The sequence below is a fragment of the Streptomyces sp. NPDC002328 genome (assembly GCF_042890065.1).
Classification (GTDB): domain Bacteria; phylum Actinomycetota; class Actinomycetes; order Streptomycetales; family Streptomycetaceae; genus Streptomyces.
The window spans coordinates 1387495-1411154 of sequence record NZ_JBIARQ010000001.1 but is presented as its reverse complement, the minus strand read 5'-3'; the positions used below and the strand labels follow the sequence as shown (position 1 = coordinate 1411154).

The 23660-nt window shown below is 73.0% G+C and carries 17 protein-coding genes and 1 other RNA gene; 10 read left to right on the top strand and 8 right to left on the bottom strand.

What is annotated here, in order from left to right; translation table 11 throughout:
• Positions 1-19 precede the first annotated feature (19 nt).
• The 5 genes from ACFYX4_RS06295 to ACFYX4_RS06275 form a co-directional block, all read right to left on the bottom strand.
• A complete protein-coding gene (locus ACFYX4_RS06295; protein WP_389326575.1) occupies positions 20-541 on the bottom strand; it encodes a hypothetical protein in 522 nt (173 codons plus the stop codon).
• 183 nt (positions 542-724) lie between these two features.
• Positions 725-1621, bottom strand: coding sequence for a carbohydrate ABC transporter permease (locus tag ACFYX4_RS06290; protein WP_389326572.1), 897 nt, complete (start codon positions 1619-1621; stop codon positions 725-727).
• An 88-nt stretch (positions 1622-1709) separates the two neighbouring features.
• Positions 1710-3056 (bottom strand): carbohydrate ABC transporter permease, encoded by a 1347-nt coding sequence (locus ACFYX4_RS06285; RefSeq protein WP_389326569.1) that lies wholly within the window; start codon positions 3054-3056, stop codon positions 1710-1712.
• A 4-nt stretch (positions 3057-3060) separates the two neighbouring features.
• Positions 3061-4440, bottom strand: a complete 1380-nt coding sequence (locus ACFYX4_RS06280) for an ABC transporter substrate-binding protein (protein WP_389326565.1) — start codon at positions 4438-4440, stop codon at positions 3061-3063.
• A gap of 246 nt (positions 4441-4686) precedes the next feature.
• On the bottom strand, positions 4687-8640 hold the full coding sequence (locus ACFYX4_RS06275; RefSeq protein ID WP_389326562.1) for an FHA domain-containing protein: 3954 nt from the start codon (positions 8638-8640) through the stop codon (positions 4687-4689).
• A 436-nt stretch (positions 8641-9076) separates the two neighbouring features.
• Between ACFYX4_RS06275 and ACFYX4_RS06270 the strand changes: the two genes are divergently transcribed.
• The 4 genes from ACFYX4_RS06270 to ACFYX4_RS06255 all read left to right on the top strand — a co-directional run bounded on the left by ACFYX4_RS06270 (position 9077) and on the right by ACFYX4_RS06255 (position 14718).
• A complete protein-coding gene (locus ACFYX4_RS06270; RefSeq protein WP_389326559.1) occupies positions 9077-10834 on the top strand; it encodes a serine/threonine-protein kinase in 1758 nt (585 codons plus the stop codon).
• A 150-nt stretch (positions 10835-10984) separates the two neighbouring features.
• Positions 10985-12226: a serine/threonine-protein kinase gene (locus ACFYX4_RS06265; RefSeq protein WP_389326556.1), complete on the top strand. Its 1242-nt coding sequence runs from the start codon at positions 10985-10987 to the stop codon at positions 12224-12226.
• A gap of 163 nt (positions 12227-12389) precedes the next feature.
• Entirely contained in the window at positions 12390-13496 is a 1107-nt protein-coding gene (prfB, locus tag ACFYX4_RS06260; protein WP_389326553.1) for a peptide chain release factor 2, read from the top strand.
• A gap of 271 nt (positions 13497-13767) precedes the next feature.
• Entirely contained in the window at positions 13768-14718 is a 951-nt protein-coding gene (locus ACFYX4_RS06255) for a hypothetical protein (protein ID WP_389326550.1), read from the top strand.
• Between the two features lie 84 nt (positions 14719-14802).
• On the opposite strand, the gene ACFYX4_RS06250 is transcribed toward ACFYX4_RS06255, so the two are convergent.
• Positions 14803-14994 (bottom strand): hypothetical protein, encoded by a 192-nt coding sequence (locus ACFYX4_RS06250; protein WP_389326547.1) that lies wholly within the window; start codon positions 14992-14994, stop codon positions 14803-14805.
• A gap of 226 nt (positions 14995-15220) precedes the next feature.
• On the opposite strand from ACFYX4_RS06250, the gene ftsE reads away from it, so the two are divergent.
• The 5 genes from ftsE (at position 15221) to ssrA (ending at position 19245) form a co-directional block, all read left to right on the top strand.
• Entirely contained in the window at positions 15221-15910 is a 690-nt protein-coding gene (gene ftsE, locus ACFYX4_RS06245) for a cell division ATP-binding protein FtsE (protein WP_389326543.1), read from the top strand.
• Between the two features lie 36 nt (positions 15911-15946).
• A complete protein-coding gene (ftsX, locus tag ACFYX4_RS06240; RefSeq protein WP_389326540.1) occupies positions 15947-16864 on the top strand; it encodes a permease-like cell division protein FtsX in 918 nt (305 codons plus the stop codon).
• A gap of 68 nt (positions 16865-16932) precedes the next feature.
• Positions 16933-18102, top strand: a complete 1170-nt coding sequence (locus ACFYX4_RS06235; RefSeq protein ID WP_389326537.1) for a S41 family peptidase — start codon at positions 16933-16935, stop codon at positions 18100-18102.
• 103 nt (positions 18103-18205) lie between these two features.
• On the top strand, positions 18206-18739 hold the full coding sequence (smpB, locus tag ACFYX4_RS06230) for an SsrA-binding protein SmpB (RefSeq protein WP_389326534.1): 534 nt from the start codon (positions 18206-18208) through the stop codon (positions 18737-18739).
• 108 nt (positions 18740-18847) lie between these two features.
• Positions 18848-19245: a transfer-messenger RNA gene (gene ssrA / locus ACFYX4_RS06225) on the top strand.
• A 68-nt stretch (positions 19246-19313) separates the two neighbouring features.
• Here the strand turns inward: ssrA and ACFYX4_RS06220 are convergent.
• A complete protein-coding gene (locus ACFYX4_RS06220) occupies positions 19314-20837 on the bottom strand; it encodes an MFS transporter (RefSeq protein WP_389326531.1) in 1524 nt (507 codons plus the stop codon).
• Positions 20838-21059: 222 nt separating this feature from the next.
• Between ACFYX4_RS06220 and ACFYX4_RS06215 the strand changes: the two genes are divergently transcribed.
• Positions 21060-22073, top strand: a complete 1014-nt coding sequence (locus ACFYX4_RS06215; protein ID WP_389326527.1) for a LysR family transcriptional regulator — start codon at positions 21060-21062, stop codon at positions 22071-22073.
• A gap of 743 nt (positions 22074-22816) precedes the next feature.
• Here the strand turns inward: ACFYX4_RS06215 and ACFYX4_RS06210 are convergent.
• Entirely contained in the window at positions 22817-23572 is a 756-nt protein-coding gene (locus ACFYX4_RS06210) for a hypothetical protein (RefSeq protein ID WP_389326524.1), read from the bottom strand.
• Positions 23573-23660 lie beyond the last annotated feature (88 nt).

Here is a 23660-nt window from a genome sequence, read left to right as displayed (position 1 = left end):
CCCGGACGGGCAAACGGCGTCAGAGGCGCTCGGTGACGGGGGCGGGGGCGGCGGGTTGCGGCACGGTGGTGAGCGGGGCGGTGGGGAGCCGCTCCGGGGTGCGCGGGGCGGGGGTGTGCGGGGTGGGGGTGTGCGGGGAGCGGGTCGACGGCGCAGGGGGCGTGCGCGGGAGCGGGGCGTCGGGCCGGGGTCGGGTGAGGGGCCGGGCGGCGCGTACGGCGGGCCGGTGGCCGAGGCCGGCGGGCACGAGGTGCGGCAGGCGGGCCGGCGCCGTCGGGCGGGCGCGCGGCCCCGCCTGCCGCAGGCGCATCCGGTGGTGTGCCCTCAGGGCCGCCGCCCGCAGGGCGCGGCCGGACTTCACGGCCGCCTTGTGCGCCCGGCGTCCCGTGTACGCGACCGCCCGCAGCGCACGGTGGGCGCGCCCGAGACCGCGCCTCAGCCCCAGCCGGACGACGGTGTGCCGCAGCCGCGCCCGCGCCGGCACGGGCGCGCCCGGAACGCGGTGAGGGCGGTGGCGGGCGATGACACTGAAGCTGGGCAACGGACGTCCATGGGTCGGCGCGGGCAGAAGACAGGGCTTTGCCCGGGAACGGCCGATGGAGTGACTTGGTTACGTTCGCCTACGTCATACGGGGGACACCGGGTGAACGGCGAGGGGTGGACCGTTGACGGCCCACCCCCCTTGTTACGCCGCCTACTTGACGGCTGTGCCCGCCCCGCCTGCCTACTTGACCGCGCCGGCCATCACGCCGGACACGAACTGCCGCTGGAACGCGAAGAACACGGCCAGCGGGATCACCATCGAGATGAACGCGCCCGGCGCCAGCACGTCGATGTTGTTGCCGAACTGCCGTACCTGCGTCTGGAGGGCGACCGTGACGGGCTGGCTGTCCGCGTCGGTGAACACCAGCGCGACCAGCATGTCGTTCCACACCCACAGGAACTGGAAGATGCCGAGGCTCGCGATCGCGGGGCCGCCCAGCGGCATCACGACCCGTGCGAACAGGCGCAGTTCGCCCGCGCCGTCGAGACGGGCCGCCTCCAGCAGCTCGCGGGGGATCTCCGCGAAGAAGTTCCGCAGCAGGAACACCGCGAAGGGCAGACCGAAGCCGACGTGGAACAGGATCACCCCGAGGACGGAACCGAACAGACCGATCTTGCCGAACAGTTCGGCGATCGGGATCAGCGCCACCTGCACGGGCACCACCAACAGGCCGACCACGCCCAGGAACCACCAGTCGCGGCCGGGGAACTCCATCCACGCGAACGCGTATCCGGCGAGCGAGCCGATGACCACGACCAGGACCGTCGCCGGGACCGTGATCAGCGCGGTGTTGAGGAGGGAGCCGGTGATGTCGTCGTTCTCCAGCAGCTTCTGGTAGCTGTCGACGGTGAGTTGGGACGGCTCGGCGAACACCTTCCACCAGCCGCTCGCGCTCATGTCCTCCGGCGTGCGCAGCGAGGAGATCAGCAGACCGATGGTCGGCACCAGCCAGAACAGGCCGACGAGGATCAGGAAGACGCGCACCAGGCCGCCGTTGAGCCTCTCGACGACCCGAGAGGCGAACGACCGCCTGGCTCGCGCGTCCGTCGTCCCCTTGGTCTCGATGTGGACGATCACCGCCGCACCTCCCGCCGCAGCCGACGCACGTTACTGCTTTCATCCGGGGGACGACCCCCGGACCCCCAGCAGAAAGACAGGTGCACCCTCATCGCCTGACCTCCCGCCGCAGCCGACGCACGTTGAACCACATCACCGGGATCACCAGCAGCAGCAGGAACACCGCGATCGCGCTGGCCACGCCCGGCTGGTCCTCGGAGAAGCCCTTGCGGTACAGCTCCAGGGCGAGCACGTTCGCGTCGTCCTGGGAGGAGCCGGGGGCGATGATGAAGACCAGGTCGAACACCTTGAGCACGTTGATCATCAGGGTGACGGCGACCACCGCGAGGACCGGCGCCAGCAGCGGCACCGTGACCCTGCGGAACACCTGCCACTCGTTCGCCCCGTCGACCCGCGCCGCCTCCATCAGCTCCCGCGGCACGCTCGCCAGCCCCGCCGCGATCAGCACCATCGCGAAGCCCGCCCACATCCAGATGTACGAGCCGATGATCGCGGGCGTGACCAGCGCCGGGCCGAGCCAGTCCAGGCCGCTGTACGCCTCCTGGAAGTTGCTCGCCGGCAGCCGCAGCCGCGCCCCGTCGGCCGCCGCGGGAAGCGTGAAGCTGCCGTCCGCCGCGGCCGTCGTCGAGGCGACCACCTCGCCGTCCTTGACCGCCTCGATCCGCATCCCCGGATAGCCGACCTCGGAGGCGTCCGGCAGCCCCAGCCTGCCGACGCCCTCGCCGCGGGTGAAGTCCTGCCAGGTCGAGCCGGTGACCTCGCCCAGCTTCCCCGCCGGCAGCACGGCCCGCTCCGCGTCGTCGGGCAGCAGGTCGGGGGCCACGCCCACCAGCGGCAGCGCCACCGAGTCGCCCATGCGCACGGGCGCCTCGGTGATGAACGCGCCGCCCTTCTCCGGCACCAGCGGCGAGTTCCGCCCCGGGTGCGCCTTGGAAAACGCCGACGACTGCGCGAACGTGTCGTGCACGCCGACCCACACCGCGTTCGCGACGCCCTTGTCCGGGTCCTGGTCGTACACCAGCCGGAAGATGATGCCGGCCGCGAGCATCGAGATCGCCATCGGCATGAAGACGATCAGCTTGAACGCCGTTCCCCAGCGCACCCGTTCGGTCAGCACCGCGAAGATCAGACCCAGCGCGGTCGCGACCGTCGGCGCGAACACCACCCAGATCACGTTGTTCTTCAGCGCGGTGCGGATGCCGTCGTCGGTGAACAGGGCCTGGTAGTTGTCGAATCCGGCGAACCCGTCGCCGGACTGGTCGTAGAAACTGCGCACGACCGAGTACCCGATCGGGTAGACCACGAGCGCGCCCAGCAGCACGAGAGCGGGCAGCAGGAACAGCGCTGCCACGGTCCTGCGCGTGCCGGTCACGCTCTTGCGCGAACCGGGAGCGGCGGGGGACGGTCCGCCCCCCGCCGCCGTGGCGGACGTCATCGCGTCAGCCGCCGTAGGCCGCCGCCGCGTCGGCCTCCAGCCTCTGCTGGGTGCCCGCGATGTCCGCCGGGTTCTTCAGGAAGTCCTGAAGCGCCTTCCACTCGCCCTTGCCCGGCGTCCCGCCGAACGCCTGCGGGGCCTGGTCGGACATGTCGAAGCGGAAATCGTCGCCGGCCGCGATCAGCGCCTCGGCGATCTTGCGCTGCACGTCGTTCGGATACACGGACGGGTCGACGTTCTTGTTCGGCGAGAGATAGCCGCCCAGCTTCGCCTGGATGGCCGCCGCGTCCGGGGAGGCGAGGAAGGTCGCCAGCGCCTGCGCGCCCTCGGAGTCCTTCAGGATCACCGCCGCGTCGCCGCCGGACACCACGGGCGCGGTGTCGCCGGCCTTCGGGAACGGGAACACCTTCGCGCCCGTGCCGACCTTCACGCCCGCCTGGTCGATGTTGACCTGCGCGAAGTCGCCCTCGTAGACCATGGCCGCCTTCGGCTGGTCGCCGCCGGTGAAGGTCTGCGTCACCGAGGCCGGGAAGTCCGTCTGGAGCGCGCCGGTCGCGCCGCCCGCGACGTAGTCCTTCTTGCCCCACACCTGCGCGAGCGTGGTCAGCGCGTCCTTCACGGACGGGTCCGTCCACTTGATCTCGTGCTTCGCCAGCTGGTCGTACTTCTCCGGGCCCGCCTGGGAGAGGTAGACGTTCTCGAACCAGTCGGTCAGGGTCCAGCCGTCCGCGCCGCCCACCGAGAACGGGGTGACGCCCGAGTCGTAGACCGTCTGCGCGGTGGTGAGCAATTCGTCCCAGGTCTTGGGCTCGGCGGCTCCCGCGTTCTCGAAGACCTGGGCGTTGTACCAGATCAGCGACTTGTTGGCGGCCTTGTAGTACACGCCGTACTGATCGCCGCCGATCTTGCCGATGTCCTGCCAGCCCTGCGAGTAGTTCTTCTGGAGCTCCTTCAGGGCCGCCGCGCCCAGCGGCTTCGCCCACTTCTTCTCCACGGCCTGCTTGATCGCGCCCGGCTGCGGGAGCATCGCCACGTCCGGCGGCCGGCCGCCCGCGACCTTGGAGCCCAGGAAGTTGATGATCGGGTCCTGCGCGGGCACGAACGTCACCTTGGCGCCCGTCCGCTTCTCGAACTCCGCGAGCACCTTCTTGAAGTTGGCCTGCTCGGCGCCGGTCCAGACGGCGGCGACCTCCAGCGTGGTGCCGTTCAGCTTGGGGAGGGTCAGGCCGCTGCTGCCCGGCTCCTTGGCCGGACCGCTCTCGCCTCCGTCGCTCTTGTCGTCGTCGCCGCCGCACGCGGTGAGCGAGAGCGCGAGCGCTCCCGCGAGGAGTGCGGCTGCCGTCTTCACGGTCCTGCGTGTCCGGATGGTGTTGCTGCTGCGCATCACTGCCCCGTTCTTCGTCCTCGTCGAACGTTGAGCGCTGTCCCGTGGCACTGGTCTACGCCGGGTGCGGGGGGTCGGCAAGAGCGCGTGCGGTGTCAAGTGCGCGATCGTGACCGCGTCGTGACTGGCTGCGGTCGTCACACCGTGGTCGGCGGCGGCAGAGCCGGCCGGCCTCGCGCGGGCAGCGTTCTCGGCACCTGTCCCCTACAGGAGTGACGGCGTCTCTTACAGGATTGACGGTGCCCCTTACAGAAGCGACGGCACCTCTGCCGCCGCGACCTCGCGGGCCGCCCGCTCCAGGGCGCTCGCCAGCAGGGCGAGGTCGGTGGGGCCGTTGCCCAGTTCCCGTACGGGGCGGCGGGCCGGGGGGTCGCCCATGCGCTGCCACTCCAGGGGGACCACCGTGGGACGCAGGGTCGCCGTGCGCGGGATGCGGCCGGTGACGCGGCCGGCCTGGAACGGGGTGAGTCGGCCGTCCGCGCCCCGCACCCGGCCGCGGCCCGGCGCAGGCTCGTCCGCGCCGGAGCCCGGCGTGTCGAGCGTGATCAGCACCGTCGCCTGCCGGGCGGGCTCCGACTCCGCCGTACGGCCGCCCGGAACGGTGGCGGCCACCAGGTGCACCCCGAGCCGCTCACCCTCCCGGGCCACCGCCTCCAGCGCGCGCATCACGGAGCCCGCGGCGGGCCGTCCCGGCGAGCCGAGGGCGGGGGAGACCAGCGCGTCCAGGTCGTCGACGACGACCACGAGCCGGGGCAGCGGCGGGGCCGCCTCGGTGCGCTGCCGGGCCGCCGCCCCGGGGCGCAGGCGCAGCGTCGAGCTGGGCGGGGCGTCGAGGTCGGCGGCCCCGCCTCCCTGACCGCTCGGCTGCCGCTGCGGGACGACGCGGCCCGACACCGCGCGGTGCCGGTGCCACTCCGCGAAGTCGGCACGGCCCACCAGCTCGGCCCGCCGCTTCAGCTCCGCGCTCAGCGACTGCGCGAACTCCCGCATGCGGACCGGGTCGTTGGCGGTGAGATGGGTGGTGACGTGCGGTACGTCGGTGCACACGCGCAGTCCGTCGCCGTGGCCCCCGCCGCTCTTGCCCGCGGTGTCGCGGCCGTCGATCAGGACGATCCCCAGCCGGTCGGGGCGCTCGGCGGCGGCCAGTGAGGCGACGACCGCCCGCAGCAGCTCCGTGCGCCCGCTGCCGGGCGGCCCCTCGATCAGCAGATGCGGGCCCTCGGCGACCAGGTCGGCCGGGACCGGGCCGCGCGGGCCCGCCCCGAGCACGGCGCACGCCCGGCCGCCGAGCGCCTCTGTGTCGTCGGTCGCGTCCGCCCACCGCGCCATCAGGGACGCCGGGGTGGCCCGGGCGAGGCCCAGTTCGTCCAGGAGCCGCGCCGACGGGGGCAGCGGCGCGGACACACGCGTGTGCCGCTCGCCGCCGGTGCCGTCGGGGCGCAGCGGGGCGAGCGCCCGCGCGAACCGCTCGGTCCAGGCGGCGGAGACGGCGTCCACCGTGCCGACGGTGCCGTGGCCCACCGGGCCGGCGGGCTGCTCCGCGTCCGCACCGGAGGACCGGGAGGAGCCGGAGGACGCGGAGAACCCTGACGCCCCCGCGGCTTCTGCGGACCCGGCGGTTCCGGTCGGTGCGACCCGCAGCAGCCGCAGCGCCGTGGCCACGTCGCCGCTGAGCAGCGCGACCGCCCCGCACGCGCCGAACGTGGGCGCCGCCGCGCACGCGGCCTCGTACGTCTCCGTCACCGGTGAGGCGGGGGACGCGGCGGGCGTCTCCGCCAGGCAGACCACGTGTATCCCGGCCCGGGGCCCGGCCGAGGCCAGCCGGGTCATCGCCCCGCGCAGATCGGCCCCGCCCGGGTCGCCGTCCACGACGACGACCGTGTACGGGCCGGGGAAGTCGTCGGCGGAGTCGTCCGCCAGCGCCCAGGAGGGGCGGCGGGCCGTGCCCCGGGGAGCCGGGATCGGCGCGGGCGCGGCGGTCCTGGCGTCCGCGAGGTGGTCCTCCAGACGGCGCATGAGCTCGTCGGCGCGCGCGGTGGCCTGGTCGCGGTCGTAGGCGAGGAGGAGACGGCAGTCCTGGCCGTGTCCCGGGCGCAGATGGGGGAGCCAGCCGAGCCAGGACCACTCGGCGGTGCGCTCCTCCTCGGAGCGCGCCCGGTCCGTGCTGATCAGCACGATCTCCAGGGTGTCCGGGGAGTGCAGCGCGGCGAGCTGGGCCAGCACCGCGCGCGCCAGCCCGGACAGCCGCGGGCGCGGTCCGGCCAGGCCCAGCGCGCCGACCTCGCGCAGCCCCGCCGTCACCGGCACGGCGGGCAGCAGGCCCGAGCCGTCGGGCGCCGCCCGGTCCGCCGTGCCGAGCCGCACCGCGAGGGCCTCCGGGTGACCCGGGCCGCGCTCCCAGAGGCGGGGGCCGGGGCCCAGCGCCGTCAGCAGCAGCGCGGCCGGGTCGGGCCAGGTGTCCGGCACGGGGTACGGGGCGGCGACGTAGGGGGCCGTGGGCTCCACCGCGGCTGCGACGTCCGCACGGATCTCCGGGCCGAAGTCCTCCTGGGCCCCGCCCCGCCCGCCGGTCAGCCGCCGCGCCCACGCGGAGAGCCCCCCGCGCCTGCGCACGCCCGGGGGAACGTCGGTGCCGCGGAGGGGGGTGCCTTTGCGGCGGGATGCGGGCTGGGAGCCGGCCTCGTCGTCGGGGTGGGGCGCGGTGACGCGCGGGTCGAGGCCGCCGTCGTCCTGGGCGTGCGGCGGGGCGGGCGGACGGGAGCGGGCCGGGGACGCGGGCGCGTGCGGCCCGCGCGCGTCGGGCCCCGGCTCGCCCGAGGCGAACGAACCGAGCCCGGCCCGGCCGCCGTGCGTCTCCGCGACGGCGGGGCGGTCGTCGAAGGACGCCGGAGGGCCGCCTGCGGTGCGTGCGTCGGAGGACGCGCCGGGACGCGGGCCGCCTCCCGGGCGGGCGTCGGAGGACGCCGGCGGACGCGGGCTGCCCGCGGTGCGGTCGCCGGACGGCGTCGCCGACGGGAGGCCGCCCCCGGGCGGTCCCGGGCGACGGGAGCCGCCGCCGTGGCTCTCGATGTGCGGTGCGCCGCCCTGGCCGGGCACCAGGGGCGTGTCGCCCGAGCCACGGGTGCGCCGCTCGCCCCGGGCGGCCGGCGAGTCGCTCCAGTCCACGGTGCCGTAGGCGTGCCCGGTCGGGCCCGACGGGTCTTGGTCGCCGGTCGCGCGCGCGTGGGCGCTGCCGGGGGAGGGGGAGGGATCCGTCGCGCCGCTCCCTCGGGCGTGATCGGCGACGGTCTCGCCGACGCCTTCCGTCACGCGCGTGTGCGGCCCGCTCCGGTCGCCGCCGCCCGCCCCGCGCGCGTGGGCCGACTCCTGGGCAGCGCCCGCAGGGACCCCGTCGTAGCGCATCCCGGACGACGGCCGCGCATCCCCGCGCGCCCGAGCCGCAGCCCCCGCGCGCCCCCCGGGGGAAGCGTCCGGGCCGGTCGAGTCGCCGGAACCGTCCGAGCCGCCGTCCATGGCCTCCTGGCCGCCGCACGCCACGCGTACGTGCCCCTCGCCGTCCGGCGTCGTCGTCACCCGCGCCCCCGCGCCTCCCGGCGGAGCCAGCCGCAGGGCGGACTCGCCGACCCTGAGGAGCGCGCCCGGGGACAGCCGGACCGGACGGGACTTGACCTGGCCGCCGTCCAGCGTGGTGCCGTTGGTCGAGCCGAGATCGGCGACCGTGACCTGGCCGTCGGCCGAGAGCGTCACCGCGCAGTGCAGCCGGGAGACGTCGGGATCGTCGAGCGGGACGTCGGCGTCGGCGGAGCGGCCCACGCGGATCTGGCCGCCGTGCAGCAGATGGACCCCGCCCGCGTCCGGGCCGGCGACGATGTCCAGACGGGCCGGGGCATCGTCCACCTCGGGGTGGGGCTCCGGGTCGGCCGGAGCGCCCACGGCCAGCACGGCGCCGTCGGTCAGCGGCGGCTCGCCGAGCGTGCAGCGCTGGGCGTCGAGCCGCTCCGCGCCCGCGTACAGCACGGTCTGCGCGCCGCCGGACGGAGCGGCGCCGCTCTCCCCGGTGACCGCCGCGGCCAGGGCGGACGCCACCGCGGCCAGGGCCGTACCGGCGGGCGCCGTGACCAGCACGTCGCAGCTCGCGGCACGGCCGCGCGCCGCGGAGGGCGGGCCCTGCGGGTCTACGACGGTCAGCCGGATCTGCATCGCCGTCAGCGGTCCCTTCTGCGCGGGCGCGGACTTCCCCCCACCCCGACACGAGCACGTACGCCAGTACTCCAGGCATCCTCGCACCTGTCACTGACAACGCGCCCGCCTCCGAGCGGCAAGTGATCTTGATTGGTCGGCTCTGCCCGCAAAAGTGCCTGACAGATGCGTCGGCGGCGACCGCTCGAGCACCGCTTGAGATCGGTCACGTCCGTCTGCGGCAACCAAGGAACCAAAGGGCGCGTCTTTTTCTCATGTTCCTTCGAAACCTTTATGCAAAGGCCCACAGTCGGACGACAGCCCCGGGGCCGCGCGGCGGCACTACAGTGGGGCGGAACCCGGAACTCCAGGGTCCCGGACTTCGTAGCACCGGCAGACGACCAGATCAGACAAGCGGCCGAGCAGGCAGCCGAGCAAGCAGCAGGGAGCGCATGACGTGCGTCCGGTAGGGAGCAAGTACCTCCTTGAGGAGCCGCTCGGACGCGGCGCCACGGGCACCGTCTGGCGAGCCCGCCAGCGCGAGACCGCGGGCGCCGAGGCGGCCGTGCCCGGCCAGCCCGGGGAGACCGTCGCGATCAAGGTCCTCAAGGAGGAGCTCGCGAGCGACCCCGACGTCGTGATGCGCTTCCTCAGGGAGCGCTCCGTCCTGCTGCGCCTCACGCACCCGAACATCGTCCGGGTCCGCGACCTGGTCGTCGAGGGCGATCTGCTGGCGCTGGTCATGGACCTCGTCGACGGCCCCGACCTGCACCGCTACCTGCGCGAGAACGGCCCCCTCACGCCCGTCGCCGCCGCCCTGCTCACCGCGCAGGTCGCCGACGCGCTCGCCGCCAGCCACACCGACGGCGTCGTCCACCGCGACCTGAAGCCCGCCAACGTGCTGCTGCGGCAGGACGGCGGCCAGATGCACCCGATGCTCACCGACTTCGGCATCGCCCGCCTCGCGGACTCCCCGGGCCTGACCCGCACCAGCGAGTTCGTCGGCACGCCCGCGTACGTCGCGCCGGAGTCCGCCGAGGGCCGCCCGCAGACCTCCGCCGTCGACATCTACGGCGCCGGCATCCTGCTGTACGAACTGGTCACCGGCCGCCCGCCGTTCTCCGGCGGCTCGGCCCTGGAGGTCCTCCACCAGCACCTGAGCGCCGAGCCGCGCCGCCCGTCCACCGTCCCCGACCCGCTGTGGACGGTCATCGAGCGCTGCCTGCGCAAGAACCCCGACGAACGGCCCAGCGCCGAGAACCTCGCGCGCGGGCTGCGCATCGTCGCCGAGGGCGTCGGCGTGCACGCGAACTCGATGCAGATCGCCGCCGCCGAGGGCGTCGGCCATGTGCTCGCGCCCGACCCGGCCCCCGCGACCGTCCCCGGCACGCCCCACGGCGCTCCCGCCGGCGCGTACGACCCCAACGCCGCGACCAGCGTGCTCCCGCACACCTCCGGCCCCGGGAACCCGCCGGGCGCCGCCGACCCCACCGCCGTCCTGCCGCACACCGCGGGCCCCGGCGGCCCCGGCAACGCGGACCCGACCGCCGTCCTCCCGCCGGTCCCCCCGCACCAGCCCGGCGGGCACGGGCAGCAGGGGCAGCAGCCCGAGCAGCCGCACCCCTGGCAGAACCAGCTGCGCGCCGCCCGCGACCGCAACGAACAGACGCAGGTCCACTACGTCGACCCGGACGAGGACCCGCTGCGCCGCCGTCCCCAGCGCCAGGTCGCCCGCCCGCAGCAGCAGCCGCAGCAACCGCGCGGGCAGCAGCCCCAGCAGCGCCCGCCGCAGCGGGGCCGGCAGCAGGGCGGCTACGGCCAACCGCAGCAGCAGCAACAGCAGCAGCAGTACGCCCCGCAGCAGCAGCCCCAGCGGTACGCGCCGCCCCAGCCGCAGCAGCCCCAGCAGCCTCAGCGCCGGCCCGCACCGGAACCGCCGCAGCCGCGCCAGCCCCGGCAGCCGCGCCAGCGCAGCGCCAACCCGATGAAGATCCCCGGACTCGGCTGCCTGAAGGGCTGCCTGTTCACGATCGTCATCCTGGTCGTCGCCGGCTGGCTGATCTGGGAACTGAGCCCGCTCCAGAGCTGGATCGGCACCGGCAAGGGCTACTGGACGCAGCTCGGCGACTGGTTCGAGGAAGCCGGCAAGTGGATCGGCGACCTGGGCGGGGACTCCGGCGGCTCGGGCGGAACATCGGGCGGCACGACGAACTGACGCGGTTCCGCCGCTGCGAACCGAGCCCCTGACGCCGCGAGTCTGGAGATTTGTCGACTCCCGGCGGGTGATTTCCGTCTCCGCGGTGAAGGTTGGCTCTTCGGACGCGTAGTTTTATCGGCTGAGGCTCACGCGTCGGTAGGAGCAGTCTTGGCACGGAAGATCGGCAGCCGGTACACCGCCCACCAGATCCTGGGACGGGGCAGCGCCGGCACGGTGTGGCTCGGCGAGGGACCGGACGGCCCCGTCGCCGTCAAGCTGCTGCGCGAGGACCTCGCGTCCGACGAGGAGCTGGTGGGCCGTTTCGTGCAGGAGCGCACCGCCCTGCTCGGCCTGGAGCACCCGAACATCGTCTCCGTCCGGGACCTGGTGGTCGACGGCAACGATCTCGCGCTCGTCATGGACCTCGTGCGCGGCACCGACCTGCGCACCCGGCTGGACCGCGACCGGCGGCTCGCGCCCGAGGCCGCGGTGGCGATCGTCGCGGACGTGGCGGAGGGGCTCGCGGTCGCGCACGCGGCCGGGGTCGTGCACCGGGACGTCAAGCCGGAGAACATCCTCCTCGACATGCAGGGCCCGCTCGGCCCCGGCGGCTCGCACCGCGCGCTGCTGACCGACTTCGGCGTCGCCAAGCTGATCGACACCCCCAAGCGGACCCGCGCCACGAAGATCATCGGCACGCCCGACTATCTCGCCCCCGAGATCGTCGAGGGGCTCCCGCCCCGCGCCTCCGTCGACATCTACGCGCTGGCGACGGTCCTGTACGAGCTGCTGGCCGGCTTCACGCCGTTCGGCGGCGGCCATCCGGGCGCGGTGCTGCGACGCCACGTCACGGAGACCGTCGCGCCGCTGCCCGGCATCCCCGACGAGCTGTGGCAGTTGCTCGTGCAGTGCCTGGCCAAGGCGCCCGCCTCCCGGCTGCGGGCGTCCGAGCTCGCGGCACGGCTGCGCGAGCAGCTGCCGACGCTGGCCGGCATGCCGCCGCTGGACGTCGACGAACCGGACGCCGAGGCGGCCGAGGACGGGCCGCAGGGCGAGCCGGACGAGGCCGAGCCGTCCCCGGCGGCCTCCGCGGCGGTACGGCGCGGGTCCGTGCCGCTGGTGCCCGGCGCGAAGCCGGACTCCAACCGTGACACGCACACCTCGATGCGGGTGCCCGCGCCCGACGAGCTCGCCGGCGGCGCGCACGGCACCGCGCGGGTGCCGCGGACGGCGGGCTCCCCCCGCCCCGGCTCGGCCCGCGCCCGCGCGGCCACCCGGCGACGCCGGATCACGCTGGGCGTGGCGGCGGTGGTGCTGGTGACGGCGGCGGGGGTGGGGACGTGGGCGGCGACCTCCGACGAAGGGGCTGCGCCGCAGGACACAAAGAACTCGGTACCGGCGTCCCCCTGAGGCCCGGGGTTCGCCCCCGCCTTCGTCTCCAACCGATCGGGTGGTGGGTGGGCACAGGCCGGGGGGCCGGGGGCGGAGCCCCCGGGCGTTCGTGCCGGTGCCGGTGCACAGCCGAGGCGCACTCACCGGCGTTCCCGCTCGGCGGAGCCGTTACGCTGGGGGCGTGGCAGTCGTCGACGTATCCGAAGAGCTCAAGTCCCTCTCCTCGACCATGGAGTCGATCGAGGCCGTTCTGGACCTCGACAGGCTGAGGGCAGACATCGCCGTGCTCGAGGAGCAGGCGGCCGCGCCGTCCCTGTGGGACAACCCGGACGAGGCGCAGAAGATCACCAGCAAGTTGTCCCACCTCCAGGCCGAGGTCAGGAAGGCCGACACCCTGCGCGGCCGGATCGACGACCTCGCGGTGCTGTTCGAGATGGCCGAGGAGGAGGACGACCCGGACACCCGCGCCGAGGCCGAGACCGAGCTCGCCGCCGTCAGGAAGGCGCTGGACGAGATGGAGGTCCGGACGCTGCTCAGCGGTGAGTACGACGCCCGTGAGGCGCTCGTCAACATCCGCGCCGAGGCCGGCGGCGTCGACGCCGCGGACTTCGCCGAGAAGCTCCAGCGCATGTACCTGCGCTGGGCCGAGCAGCACGGCTACAAGACCGAGGTCTACGAGACGTCGTACGCGGAAGAGGCCGGCATCAAGTCGACCACCTTCGCCGTGCAGGTGCCGTACGCCTACGGGACCCTCTCCGTCGAGCAGGGCACGCACCGGCTGGTGCGCATCTCGCCCTTCGACAACCAGGGGCGCCGTCAGACCTCCTTCGCGGGCGTCGAGATCCTCCCCGTCGTCGAGCAGACGGACCACATCGAGATCGACGAGTCCGAACTGCGGGTGGACGTCTACCGCTCGTCCGGCCCCGGCGGCCAGGGCGTGAACACCACCGACTCCGCGGTGCGCCTCACCCACCTCCCCACCGGCATCGTCGTCTCCTGCCAGAACGAGCGGTCGCAGATCCAGAACAAGGCGACCGCGATGAACGTCCTCCAGGCCAAGCTGCTCGAGCGGCGCCGGCAGGAGGAGCAGGAGAAGATGAACGCCCTCAAGGGCGACGGCGGCAACTCCTGGGGAAACCAGATGCGTTCGTACGTCCTGCACCCGTACCAGATGGTCAAGGACCTGCGCACCGAGTTCGAGGTCGGTAACCCCGAGGCCGTGTTCAACGGTGAGATCGACGGGTTCCTGGAGGCCGGAATTCGCTGGCGCAAGCAGCAGGAGAAGTAGGTTTGTCGATAAGGCAACCGCCCCTTGAACAGGGGCGGTTGCCTTTTAGGTCACACTCACAGTTTTCAATTCCCGGCAAAGCGGGCCGTCTTGGACATTGCGTGCGCAACGGCCTTGACGTTGCTTTGAAAAGTGGGAAGGGTGAAGCGTGGCATGCGTATCTCTGGGGCGCATGTGAACCGGGGGGCTGAGAGAACGACCCAGCTACTCCCGTCGATCACCGCCCCGACGCGGCCTCATTCACGATTCGGCTACTGGGGGTAGCAACCATATGACGAAGAAGACGCGGATCCGGGTCGCGCGCATAGCCGCCGGCGCCGTGATCGCCGCGGGCGCCTCGCTGACCGTGGCGGGCGTCGCATCGGCCACCGGCAACGAGGGTGGCACGAGCAACCTGGTGGAGACGATCACGGGTCAGGGCGACAAGGACCCGCGCAACCCGGGCGACCCGGGCGAGCCGGACCCCTGCGAGATTACCGTCTGCACCGACGGTGGCGCTGAGAACGGTGGCGCTGAGAACGGTGGCGCTGAGAACGGTGGCGCTGAGAACGGCGGCGCTGAGAACGGTGGCGTTGAGAACGGTGGCTCCGAGAACGGTGGCGCTGAGAACGGTGGCTCCGAGAACGGTGGCTCCGAGAACGGTGGCGCTGAGAACGGCGGCAACCAGAATGGTGGTGCCGAGAACGGCGGCAACCAGAATGGTGGCGCTGAGAACGGCGGCAACCAGAATGGTGGCGCTGAGAACGGCGGCAACCAGAACGGTGGCGGCCAGAACGGTGGCAACCAGAACGGTGGCAACCAGAACGGTGGCGGCCAGAACGGTGGCAACCAGAACGGTGGCGGCCAGAACGGTGGCAACCAGAACGGTGGCGGCCAGAACGGTGGCTCCCAGAACGGTGGCGGCCAGAACGGTGGCTCCCAGAACGGTGGCTCCCAGAACGGCGGCTCCACCACCACCGGAGGTTCCTCCACCGGCGGTTCCGGTACCACTCCCGATGGGGGCAGCAACACCTCCCCGCAGGGCGCCGGTACCTCCGCGCTGACCGACACCTCGGACACCACCTCCGACGCCGCCGCCCAGGGCGGCGGCAAGGAGCTGGCCGAGACCGGTGCCGGGCAGACCACCTTCCTGATCCTCGGCGCCGCGACCATGATCGCCGGCGGCGTCGGCTTCCGTGTGCTGCCGCGCCTCGTCGAGGGCCGCGGCGGAGCGGCTGCCTGACGGTAGCCGCACCCGCACGCACCGTACGCGCGCACACGAAGGGGCCCGGAGCTCTCAGCTCCGGGCCCCTTCGGCGTCGTACGGCTAGGCGCTCTGGTGGGCGAGCAGCGCCACCGCCGCCACCAGCACCGCCAGCAGCGCGATCAGCGCCATCGGGTTCAGGCCCGAGAAGAAGTTGTCCTGCTGCATCCGCTCGCGGTTCGCACGGCACACGGGGCACCGGCCCTCGCTCACGGGCGCCGCGCAGTTAGCGCACACCAGCCGGTCGTACGTCATGCGCTCGCCCTCCTTGCACCGGTTCCACACTCTCAACGCTCGCGGCGGCGCGAACGTTCCCCCCACCACTGTGCCAGGTTCCCCAGGAGCCCGCCCGGGAGCTTCGGGAGAGCGCCGCCCGTACAAAAGGGCACAACCCCCGCGCAACCGCAACCGGTGACTGCGCATGCGTACCCGGTTCGCGTAAGGTCACGCTCATCTACCCCCGGCGACCCGTGGTGCACCCGTGATCCGATTCGACAACGTATCCAAGGTCTACCCCAAGCAGACCCGCCCCGCACTCAGGGATGTCTCCCTCGAGGTGGAGAAGGGCGAGTTCGTGTTCCTCGTGGGGTCCTCCGGCTCCGGAAAGTCCACCTTCCTGCGGCTGATCCTCCGCGAGGAGCGGTGCAGCCACGGTCAGGTGCACGTCCTCGGCAAGGACCTCGCGCGCCTGTCCAACTGGAAGGTGCCGCAGATGCGCCGCCAGCTCGGCACGGTGTTCCAGGACTTCCGGCTGCTGCCGAACAAGACGGTGGCGGAGAACGTCGCCTTCGCGCAGGAGGTCATCGGCAAGTCCCGCGGCGAGATCCGCAAGTCCGTGCCGCAGGTGCTCGACCTCGTCGGGCTCGGCGGCAAGGAGGAGCGGATGCCGGGCGAGCTGTCCGGCGGTGAGCAGCAGCGCGTGGCCATCGCGCGCGCGTTCGTGAACCGGCCCAAGCTGCTCATCGCCGACGAGCCCACCGGCAACCTCGACCCGCAGACCTCCGTCGGCATCATGAAGCTGCTCGACCGGATCAACCGCACCGGCACGACGGTCGTCATGGCCACGCACGACCAGAACATCGTGGACCAGATGCGCAAGCGCGTCATCGAGCTGGAAGGCGGCCGCCTCGTCCGAGACCAGGCACGCGGCGTCTACGGCTACCAGCACTGACCGCGACCGTCCACGGAAAGGCCCGAAGAACCCGCCATGCGCGCCCAGTTCGTACTGTCCGAGATCGGTGTCGGTCTCCGCCGCAACCTGACGATGACCTTCGCCGTCATCGTCTCCGTCGCCCTGTCGCTCGCCCTGTTCGGCGGGTCGCTCCTGATGAGCGACCAGGTCGGCACGATGAAGGGCTACTGGTACGACAAGGTCAACGTCTCGATCTTCCTCTGCAACAAGAGCGACGCCGAGTCCGACCCCAACTGCGCCAAGGGCGCGGTCACCGAGGACCAGAAGAAGCAGATCAAGTCGGACCTCGGTGAGATGTCGGTCGTCGACACGGTCACCTACGAGTCGCAGGACCAGGCGTACAAGCACTACAAGGAGCAGTTCGGCGACTCCCCGCTGGCCGCCTCCCTCACGCCGGACCAGATGCAGGAGTCGTACCGCATCAAGCTGAAGGACCCGGAGAAGTACCAGGTCATCGCGACCGCCTTCGACGGGCGGGCCGGCGTGCAGTCGGTGCAGGACCAGAAGGGCATCCTGGACAACCTCTTCCAGCTGCTCAACCTGATGAACCGGGCCGCGCTCGGCGTGATGGCGCTCATGCTGATCGTGGCGCTGCTGCTGATCGTCAACACGGTGCGCGTCTCGGCGTTCAGCCGTCGGCGGGAGACCGGGATCATGCGTCTGGTGGGCGCCTCCGGGTTCTACATCCAGGCGCCGTTCATCGCGGAGGCCGCCGTCGCCGGGCTGATCGGAGGCGGTCTGGCGTGCACGTTCCTGGTGATCGGGCGGTACTTCACCGTCGACCACGGCATGGAGCTCTCCGAGAAGCTGACCCTCATCAACTTCGTGGGCTGGGACGCCGTCCTGACGAAGCTCCCGCTCATCCTCGCCGCGAGCGTCCTGATGCCGGCCCTGGCCGCCTTCTTCGCCCTGCGCAAGTACCTGAAGGTGTGACGCATGCCAAGGGGGTCGTACGGTCAAGCGAACGTACGGCCCCTTCGCGTTCCCCTAGACTCACGGCCATGTCAGGCCGTGACCCGTTCTGTCCGTCCCGTCGCTTCGGCCGCGGGGCCGCCCTGACCTTGGTTTTCGCGAGTGTGCTCGTCGCGGGGGCGGCGACCGGCTCGCTGCCGGGCGGCGGGCGCGGGACGGGGTCCGCCGAGTCCCGTCCGGCCGCTCCGGTCGGTCACCCCGAGGCGGTGACCAGGGCCGCCGAGGAGGCGATGGCCGACGGGAAGTCGCCCCTGGAGGCCGCCGAGCGCGCCGTGAGCCGCAGCGGGGACCGCTGGGCCGCGGTGTACTCCGAGGGCGAGTACGAGGAGTTCGCGGACTCCCTGGACGGGCGGTACACCGGCGTCGGCCTGGAGGCACGGCGCGAGCGGGACGGGCGGATCGAGATCACCAAGGTGCAGTCCGGGTCGCCCGCCGCCGCCGCGGGGATCCGCGCGGGCGACCGGCTGAGCAGCGTGGACGGCTCGAAGGTCGAGGGACGCCCGGTCACCGACGTCGTCTCCTTACTCCGTGGCGACGCCACGGACGCCCCCGCCGGCACCACCGTCCGGCTGGGCCTCGAACGCGGTACGCGCGCGTGGACCGAGACCCTGCGCCGGGCCCGCCTGTCCACCGACTCCGTCACCGTGCGCCGGCTCGCCGACGGCGTCACCGTCATCACGGTCGCCGCGTTCACCAAGGGCGTCGGCGACACCGTCCGCACCGCCGTCCGCGAGGCCCCGGCCGACGCCGGGATCGTCCTGGATCTGCGAGGCAACTCCGGCGGCCTGGTCACCGAGGCCGTCTCCACCGCCTCCGTCTTCCTCGACGGCGGCCTCGTCGCCACCTATGACGTCGACGGCGAGCAGCGCGCCCTGCACGCCGAGCCCGGCGGCGACACCGCCAGGCCCCTGGTCGCGCTCGTCGACGGCGGCACGATGAGCGCGGCCGAGCTGCTCACCGGCGCGCTGAAGGACCGCGGCCGCGCGGTCGTCGTGGGCTCCCGCACCTTCGGCAAGGGCTCGGTGCAGATGCCGAGCCGGCTGCCCGACGGCTCCGTCGCCGAGCTGACCGTCGGCCACTACCGCACCCCGTCCGGCCGCAGCGTCGACGGCCAGGGCGTCGCCCCCGACCTGGAGGCGGACGACGGGGCGCTGGAGCGCGCGGAGACCGTCCTGAGCGGGCTGGGCGACACGGCCTGAGGCCGCGGCGGACCGGTCGTGGTTCCGCCGGGCGCGAACCGCGTAATCGGCTTTCCCCCGGGCCCCCTCGTGGTGCGAAAATGGCCGCACTATGAGCAAGGGAATGTACGTACCGAAAGAGTCCCAGCCGAAGCAGGGCAAGCCGGCCGAGGGCAGGGCCAAGGACGGCAAGCGCAAGATCGTCGCGCAGAACAAGAAGGCCCGGCACGACTACGCGATCATCGACGTCTACGAGGCGGGGATCGTGCTCACCGGCACCGAGGTGAAGTCGCTGCGCCAGGGCCGGGCCTCGCTGGCCGACGGCTTCGTCCAGATCGACGACGGCGAGGCGTGGCTGCACAACGCCCACATCCCGGAGTACTTCCAGGGCACGTGGACGAACCACTCCGTGCGCCGCAAGCGCAAGCTGCTCCTGCACCGCGAGGAGATCGACAAGTTGGCGGTGAAGTCCGAGGAGACGGGGCACACGATCGTGCCGCTCGCCCTGTACTTCAAGGACGGCCGGGCGAAGGCCGAGATCGCGCTGGCGCGCGGCAAGAAGGAGTACGACAAGCGCCAGACCCTGCGGGAGAAGCAGGACCGCCGGGAGACGGACCGCGCGATCGCGGCGGCCAAGCGGCGGCAGCGGGGCGCGTAGGAACGCGTAGGAATACGGTGGCATCGACGTCCGTCGGTCACGTACGATGGCATCTGCACCCCACAGCGGGTGCGCGTCCCTCTCCGGAGGGTCTTGAAAAAACAACATGGGGATGATCGGTTTCGACAGCGGTTGTCGAGGCAGGGGAAGCGTGTCGAGAAAGCGGCCATGATCTCGTAAACCACAGGCCGAAAAAAATAATCGCCAATTCCAAGAGCGATTCTCCCGAGCAGTTCGCTCTCGCCGCCTGATCTCAGGTAGCGACAGCGTCTGCTCTCTTATGGGAGTGTCAGCCCGGGAGTGTTCCCGACCCGGTTCCTGGCATCAGCTAGGGGACTAAACCTTGATCTCGGTCACGGGGTGAAGAGGGAAAACAAACAGTGACTGGGCCCGTCGGCGACTTGTTCGCGTGATCGCCGGGGCCGAGAAAATCGCAGCGAACTGCACACGGAGAAGCCCTGGTTCCGCACCGTTGGACGCGGGTTCGATTCCCGCCATCTCCACAAGATCCATCCCATGTGGGCAAAAGCCCCGTTGCTTCCGAGCAGCGGGGCTTTTGCTGTGTGCGCGGGCTTCATGTGGTGGGGGTGGCTTTCTTGGCGGCGGTTCCGTCGGCGGGTCCGGCGGCTTCTCGGGCGGCGGGTCCGGCGGTTTTCCCGGCGGTGGTTCCATCGGCCGGTGCGGCGGTTTTCCCGGCGGTGGTTCCATCGGCCGGTGCGGCGGCTTTCCCGGCGGTGGTTCCGGCTGCGGTTCTGTCGGTGGTCCCGGCGGCGGCGAGGGACAGCAGCAGCGCCGTCGCGGACGCTGCCACCGGCACGGCGAATCCGGCGGCCGGGGAGACATGTTCCGCCACCCGGCCGCCGATCGCGCTGCCGCAGGCGATCCCGCCGAGCAGACCGGTCACGGCCAGGGTCATGCCCTCGTTGAGCCTGCCCTCGGGGGTGCGCTCCTGGATCAGGGCCATGGTGGTGACCATGGTCGGCGCGGTCGCCGTCCCGGCGACCAGCAGCGCGCCGGCCAGCAGCGGGAGCGAGCCGGCCGCGGCGCTCGCGAGCAGCGGAAGCGTCAGCAGGACGGTCATCGCGGCCACGTTCCACGGATGCCGCCGGGAGGCCGGCCCGGACGGCCGCGCCGCCCCGTAGACCAGACCGGCCGCGCACGACCCGGCCGCCTGGAGCGCCAGCACGGCCCCGGCCGCCGTGGCGTGCCCGCGCGCGTCCGCGAACGCGATCGTGACGACCTCCGTCGCCCCGAACACGGCCCCCAGCGCGAGACATACGGCGAGCAGCGGCGCGAAGCCGGGGGAGCGCAGGGGAGAAGCCGACTTCGTACGGGGTTGAGGAGGCGGCTCGGTCGAGCGCTGGGCGGCGAACACGAGGACGCCGGTGACCAGCAGGGCCACGCCGGTCAGCGTGCCCGCCTCCGGGAAGAACGTGCCGCACAGGAACGCCGCGAGGGCCGGGCCCAGCATGAAGCACAGCTCGTCGGCGGCCTGTTCGAAGGAGTTGGCGGTGTGCAGGGCGTCCCGGTCGGCGCCCAGGAGGTGGGTCCAGCGGGCGCGGGACATGCCCCCGGTGTTGGGCGTGGTCGCGGTGGCGGCGTACGCGGCGAACAGGGTCCAGTCCGGGGCGCCCGTCCGCACGCACAGCACCAGGGCGAGACTGCCCAGCGCGGCGCACAGGGTCGCCGGTACGGCGACGCGCGCCTGCCCGTACCGGTCGACGAGCCGCGCGGTCCAGGGCGCGACCAGTGCGGTCGCGGCGAGCCCGGTCGCGGTGACGGCGCCGGCGAGGGCGTACGAGCCGCGCGTGCCGGCGATCATCACGACCGCGCTCACGCTGAACATGCCCATGGGCAGCCGGGCGACCAGACTCCCGGCGGCGAAGGCGCGGGCGCCGGGGAGGGCGAGGAGACGTCGGTAGGGGGCGGTGCGGCGGGGCGGGGGGCCGGGTTCGGGCCCGGGTATGGGGTCGGGGCTGGATGCGGGGGTGGGGGTGGAAGCCGGCGGGGGCGTGGAGCCGGAGATGGGCGTCGGCGTCGGCGTTGGCGTGGAGCCGGAGATGGGCGTCGGCGTCGGCGCTGGCGTGGAGCCGGACATGGGCGTCGGCGTCGGCGCTGGCGTGGGGCCGGACAGGGATGTGGGCGAGGGCGAGGGCGTAGGTGTCGGGCCGGGCAGGGGCGTCGGCGCCTGGGGCGGCGTCGGATCGGGGATGGGCATGGCACCACCGTCGCCCGCCCGCGATCAGGGGGTCCAACACCTTCCCGACCATGATTCACGCACAGGTGTTGTGAGTCCGCCCCGCCGTTGTAGCTTCACCGGATGCCCGCCCACCTCGACCCCCGACTCCTGCGCGCCTTCCTGGCCGTCGCCGAGGAGCTGCACTTCACGCGGGCCGCGGCCCGTCTCTACGTCGCCCAGCAGGCCCTGAGCCGGGATGTGCGGCGGCTCGAACGCACGCTGGGCGTCGAGCTGTTCGTGCGGACGACCCGGCAGGTGACGCTCACCGCCGACGGCGAGCGGCTGGTGCCGCACGCGCGCCGGGTGCTCCGGGCGCAGGACGACCTGCTGGCCGCGTTCGGGCCCGCCCGGCCCCTGTTGGTCGACCTCAACTCGCCGGGGCTGGTCACCGCCCGCCGTGTGCTGCACCGGGCCCGTGAACTCGCCCCCGAGCAGGAGCTGATGGCCCGCTACGAGAGCGGCCTGACCGGTGCGGCCGTCGAGATCGTCGCGGGGCGGCTGGACGCCTCGTTCGGCCGGTACGCGGGTCTGGAACCGGCGCTGCGGCGGCAGTTGGAGCATCAGATCGTGCGCTACGAGCCGCTGGCGGTGGTGTTGCCCGAGGACCACCGGCTGGCGGCGCTCGCCCAGGTGCCGTTGGCCGAGCTGGCCGGGGAGCGTGTGTACGCGGGGGCCGGCAACCCGCGTACGCCGGAGTGGACCGACCTGGCCCGGCTGCTGTTCGAGGGGCGCGGTATCGAGGTCGCGCCGCCCGCCCCGCTCGCCGTCGGGGAGGAGGAATTCCGGCGCATCATGGCGAAGACCCGCAATCCGGTCCTCTCGGCGGTGGACTTTCCAGCCATGCCTGGAACGGTGCTCAGACCGCTCGTCGAGCCGGTCCCGTTGTCCCCCGTGTCGCTGGTGTGGCGAAAGGGGCTGGTCCATTCGGCGCTCGACGCACTGCGCCGGGCGGCCGTCGAACTCGGGTTCGCAGAGTCATGGCTGGAGCGTCCGGCCGGGGGATGGATTCCGGCCATAGACATGAACATGACCTCTCCCCATAAATGCGACAACGTGAACATGGGCCGCACGCCTGCGCTAGATTCGTCGGCCTGAGCAAAGTCCGGGTAAATGGGGGCGTGTTGGCCGGGTGGGGGCCCGGTTTCGCGGCATGTGCTCGCCGTCGTAGGCACGCCCAGTACAGACCCGTGGTGTCCCATGGGGGGAAACGCACACGTGAAGAAATGGCTGGAAGACGCCTATCCGGAGTGGCCGGAAGCGGCGTCGCCGACCGGGAACGTACCGGTTGTGGAGGGAAACACGCAGGCGTTTCCCGGAGCTGTACGACCGTCGTCGAGAGGTGTTCCCGAGGGGGGCGTGCGAGCGTCCTTCCCGGAGATGTCCGCCGGCGAGGGGTGCCGGGCATTACCGAACAATCCGATGGAAACCGGTGGATCTGCACTCTCGAACAACCTTTCCGAAAATGAACGGTTGAGCGGGGGGCTGCGGGATCCCTGGGGAGAGGGCGCCGGCGGACCGTCCGGCGGTCTCGGAGGCCTGGGCGGCGTCGGAGGCGTCGGAGGGCTCGGCGGCCTGGGCGGCTCGGGCAGTTCGAGCGGCTCAGGCGGCTTGGGCGGCTTGGGCGGCTCGGGTGGCCGGGGCGGCCTGGATGAACTGAGCGGACCGGGAGGCTCGGGAGACGGCATGGTGAGCGCTGGTGTCTCAGGCGTCGCGGGTGTCGTGGGCGAGGCGGGATCCGTGGGGAGCGCCGGCGGCGTGGGCGGTGACGACGACCACGACCCCGACGAGGTGACCGTCCAGCTCGACTCCCCGCCCGGCACGCCGCGCGCGGGGGGCGCTCAGGACGCCTCCGACGTACCGGTGTTCGTCGACGAGTCCGGCCGCCGCAGCCGTACGTTCCGCCGGATCGGCATCCTCGTCGGGATCGCCTGCGCGGCGTACGCCGTCGTCATCGTCGCCACGCTCCTGTCGGGCAACTCCAGCGCGCCCTGGCTGCCGGTGCCGGGCCAGAAGGACGACGAGCCGGCCCGCCAGGTGGACACCAGCCCGGTGCCCACGGCGTCGGCCAGCCAGAGCGCCCCCGGATACGCGGCGCCGGGGCGTCCCGGAGCCACCGCTTCCGGTCCCGCGCGCGTGTCGCCGGGCGCGAGCGCGTCGCCCAGCGCACGGAGCAGCGCCGTACCGCCGAGCGCGTCGGCGTCCGCGCGGCCCTCGCCGAGCGGCGCCTCCTCCGTCCGGCCGAGCCCCGCGCCGAGCCGGGAGCCGTCTCCCCAGGCGCCGAGCAGCCCGGCCGCGTCCTCGCCGCCGCCCCCGTCGCCGTCGGCCAGCGCGTCGCCGTCGCCCGAGTCCTCGCCTTCCCCGGCGGGGGGCGCGGGCACCACGGTGGCGGGCGGCGCACCCGCTCGCGGCGCCTCGGTGAACGGCCCGGCCGCATCGACCGCGTCCACCGCATCGACTCCGTCCACCGCGCCCACCGCGCCCATCGCGTCCGCCGTATCCGCCGTGTTCGCCGCCGTCCCGCCGACCGCCGTCGCACCGGACCCCACCGCCGCGACCGCCGTCGCAGCCGCAGCCGGCCACGCGACGGCAGGCACCGCATCCGCATCCGCATCTGAATCTGCGTCCGCAGCCGCATCCCGCTCCGCGACCGCGCCCGGCTCCCCGGCCGCCGCCGTCCCCGGT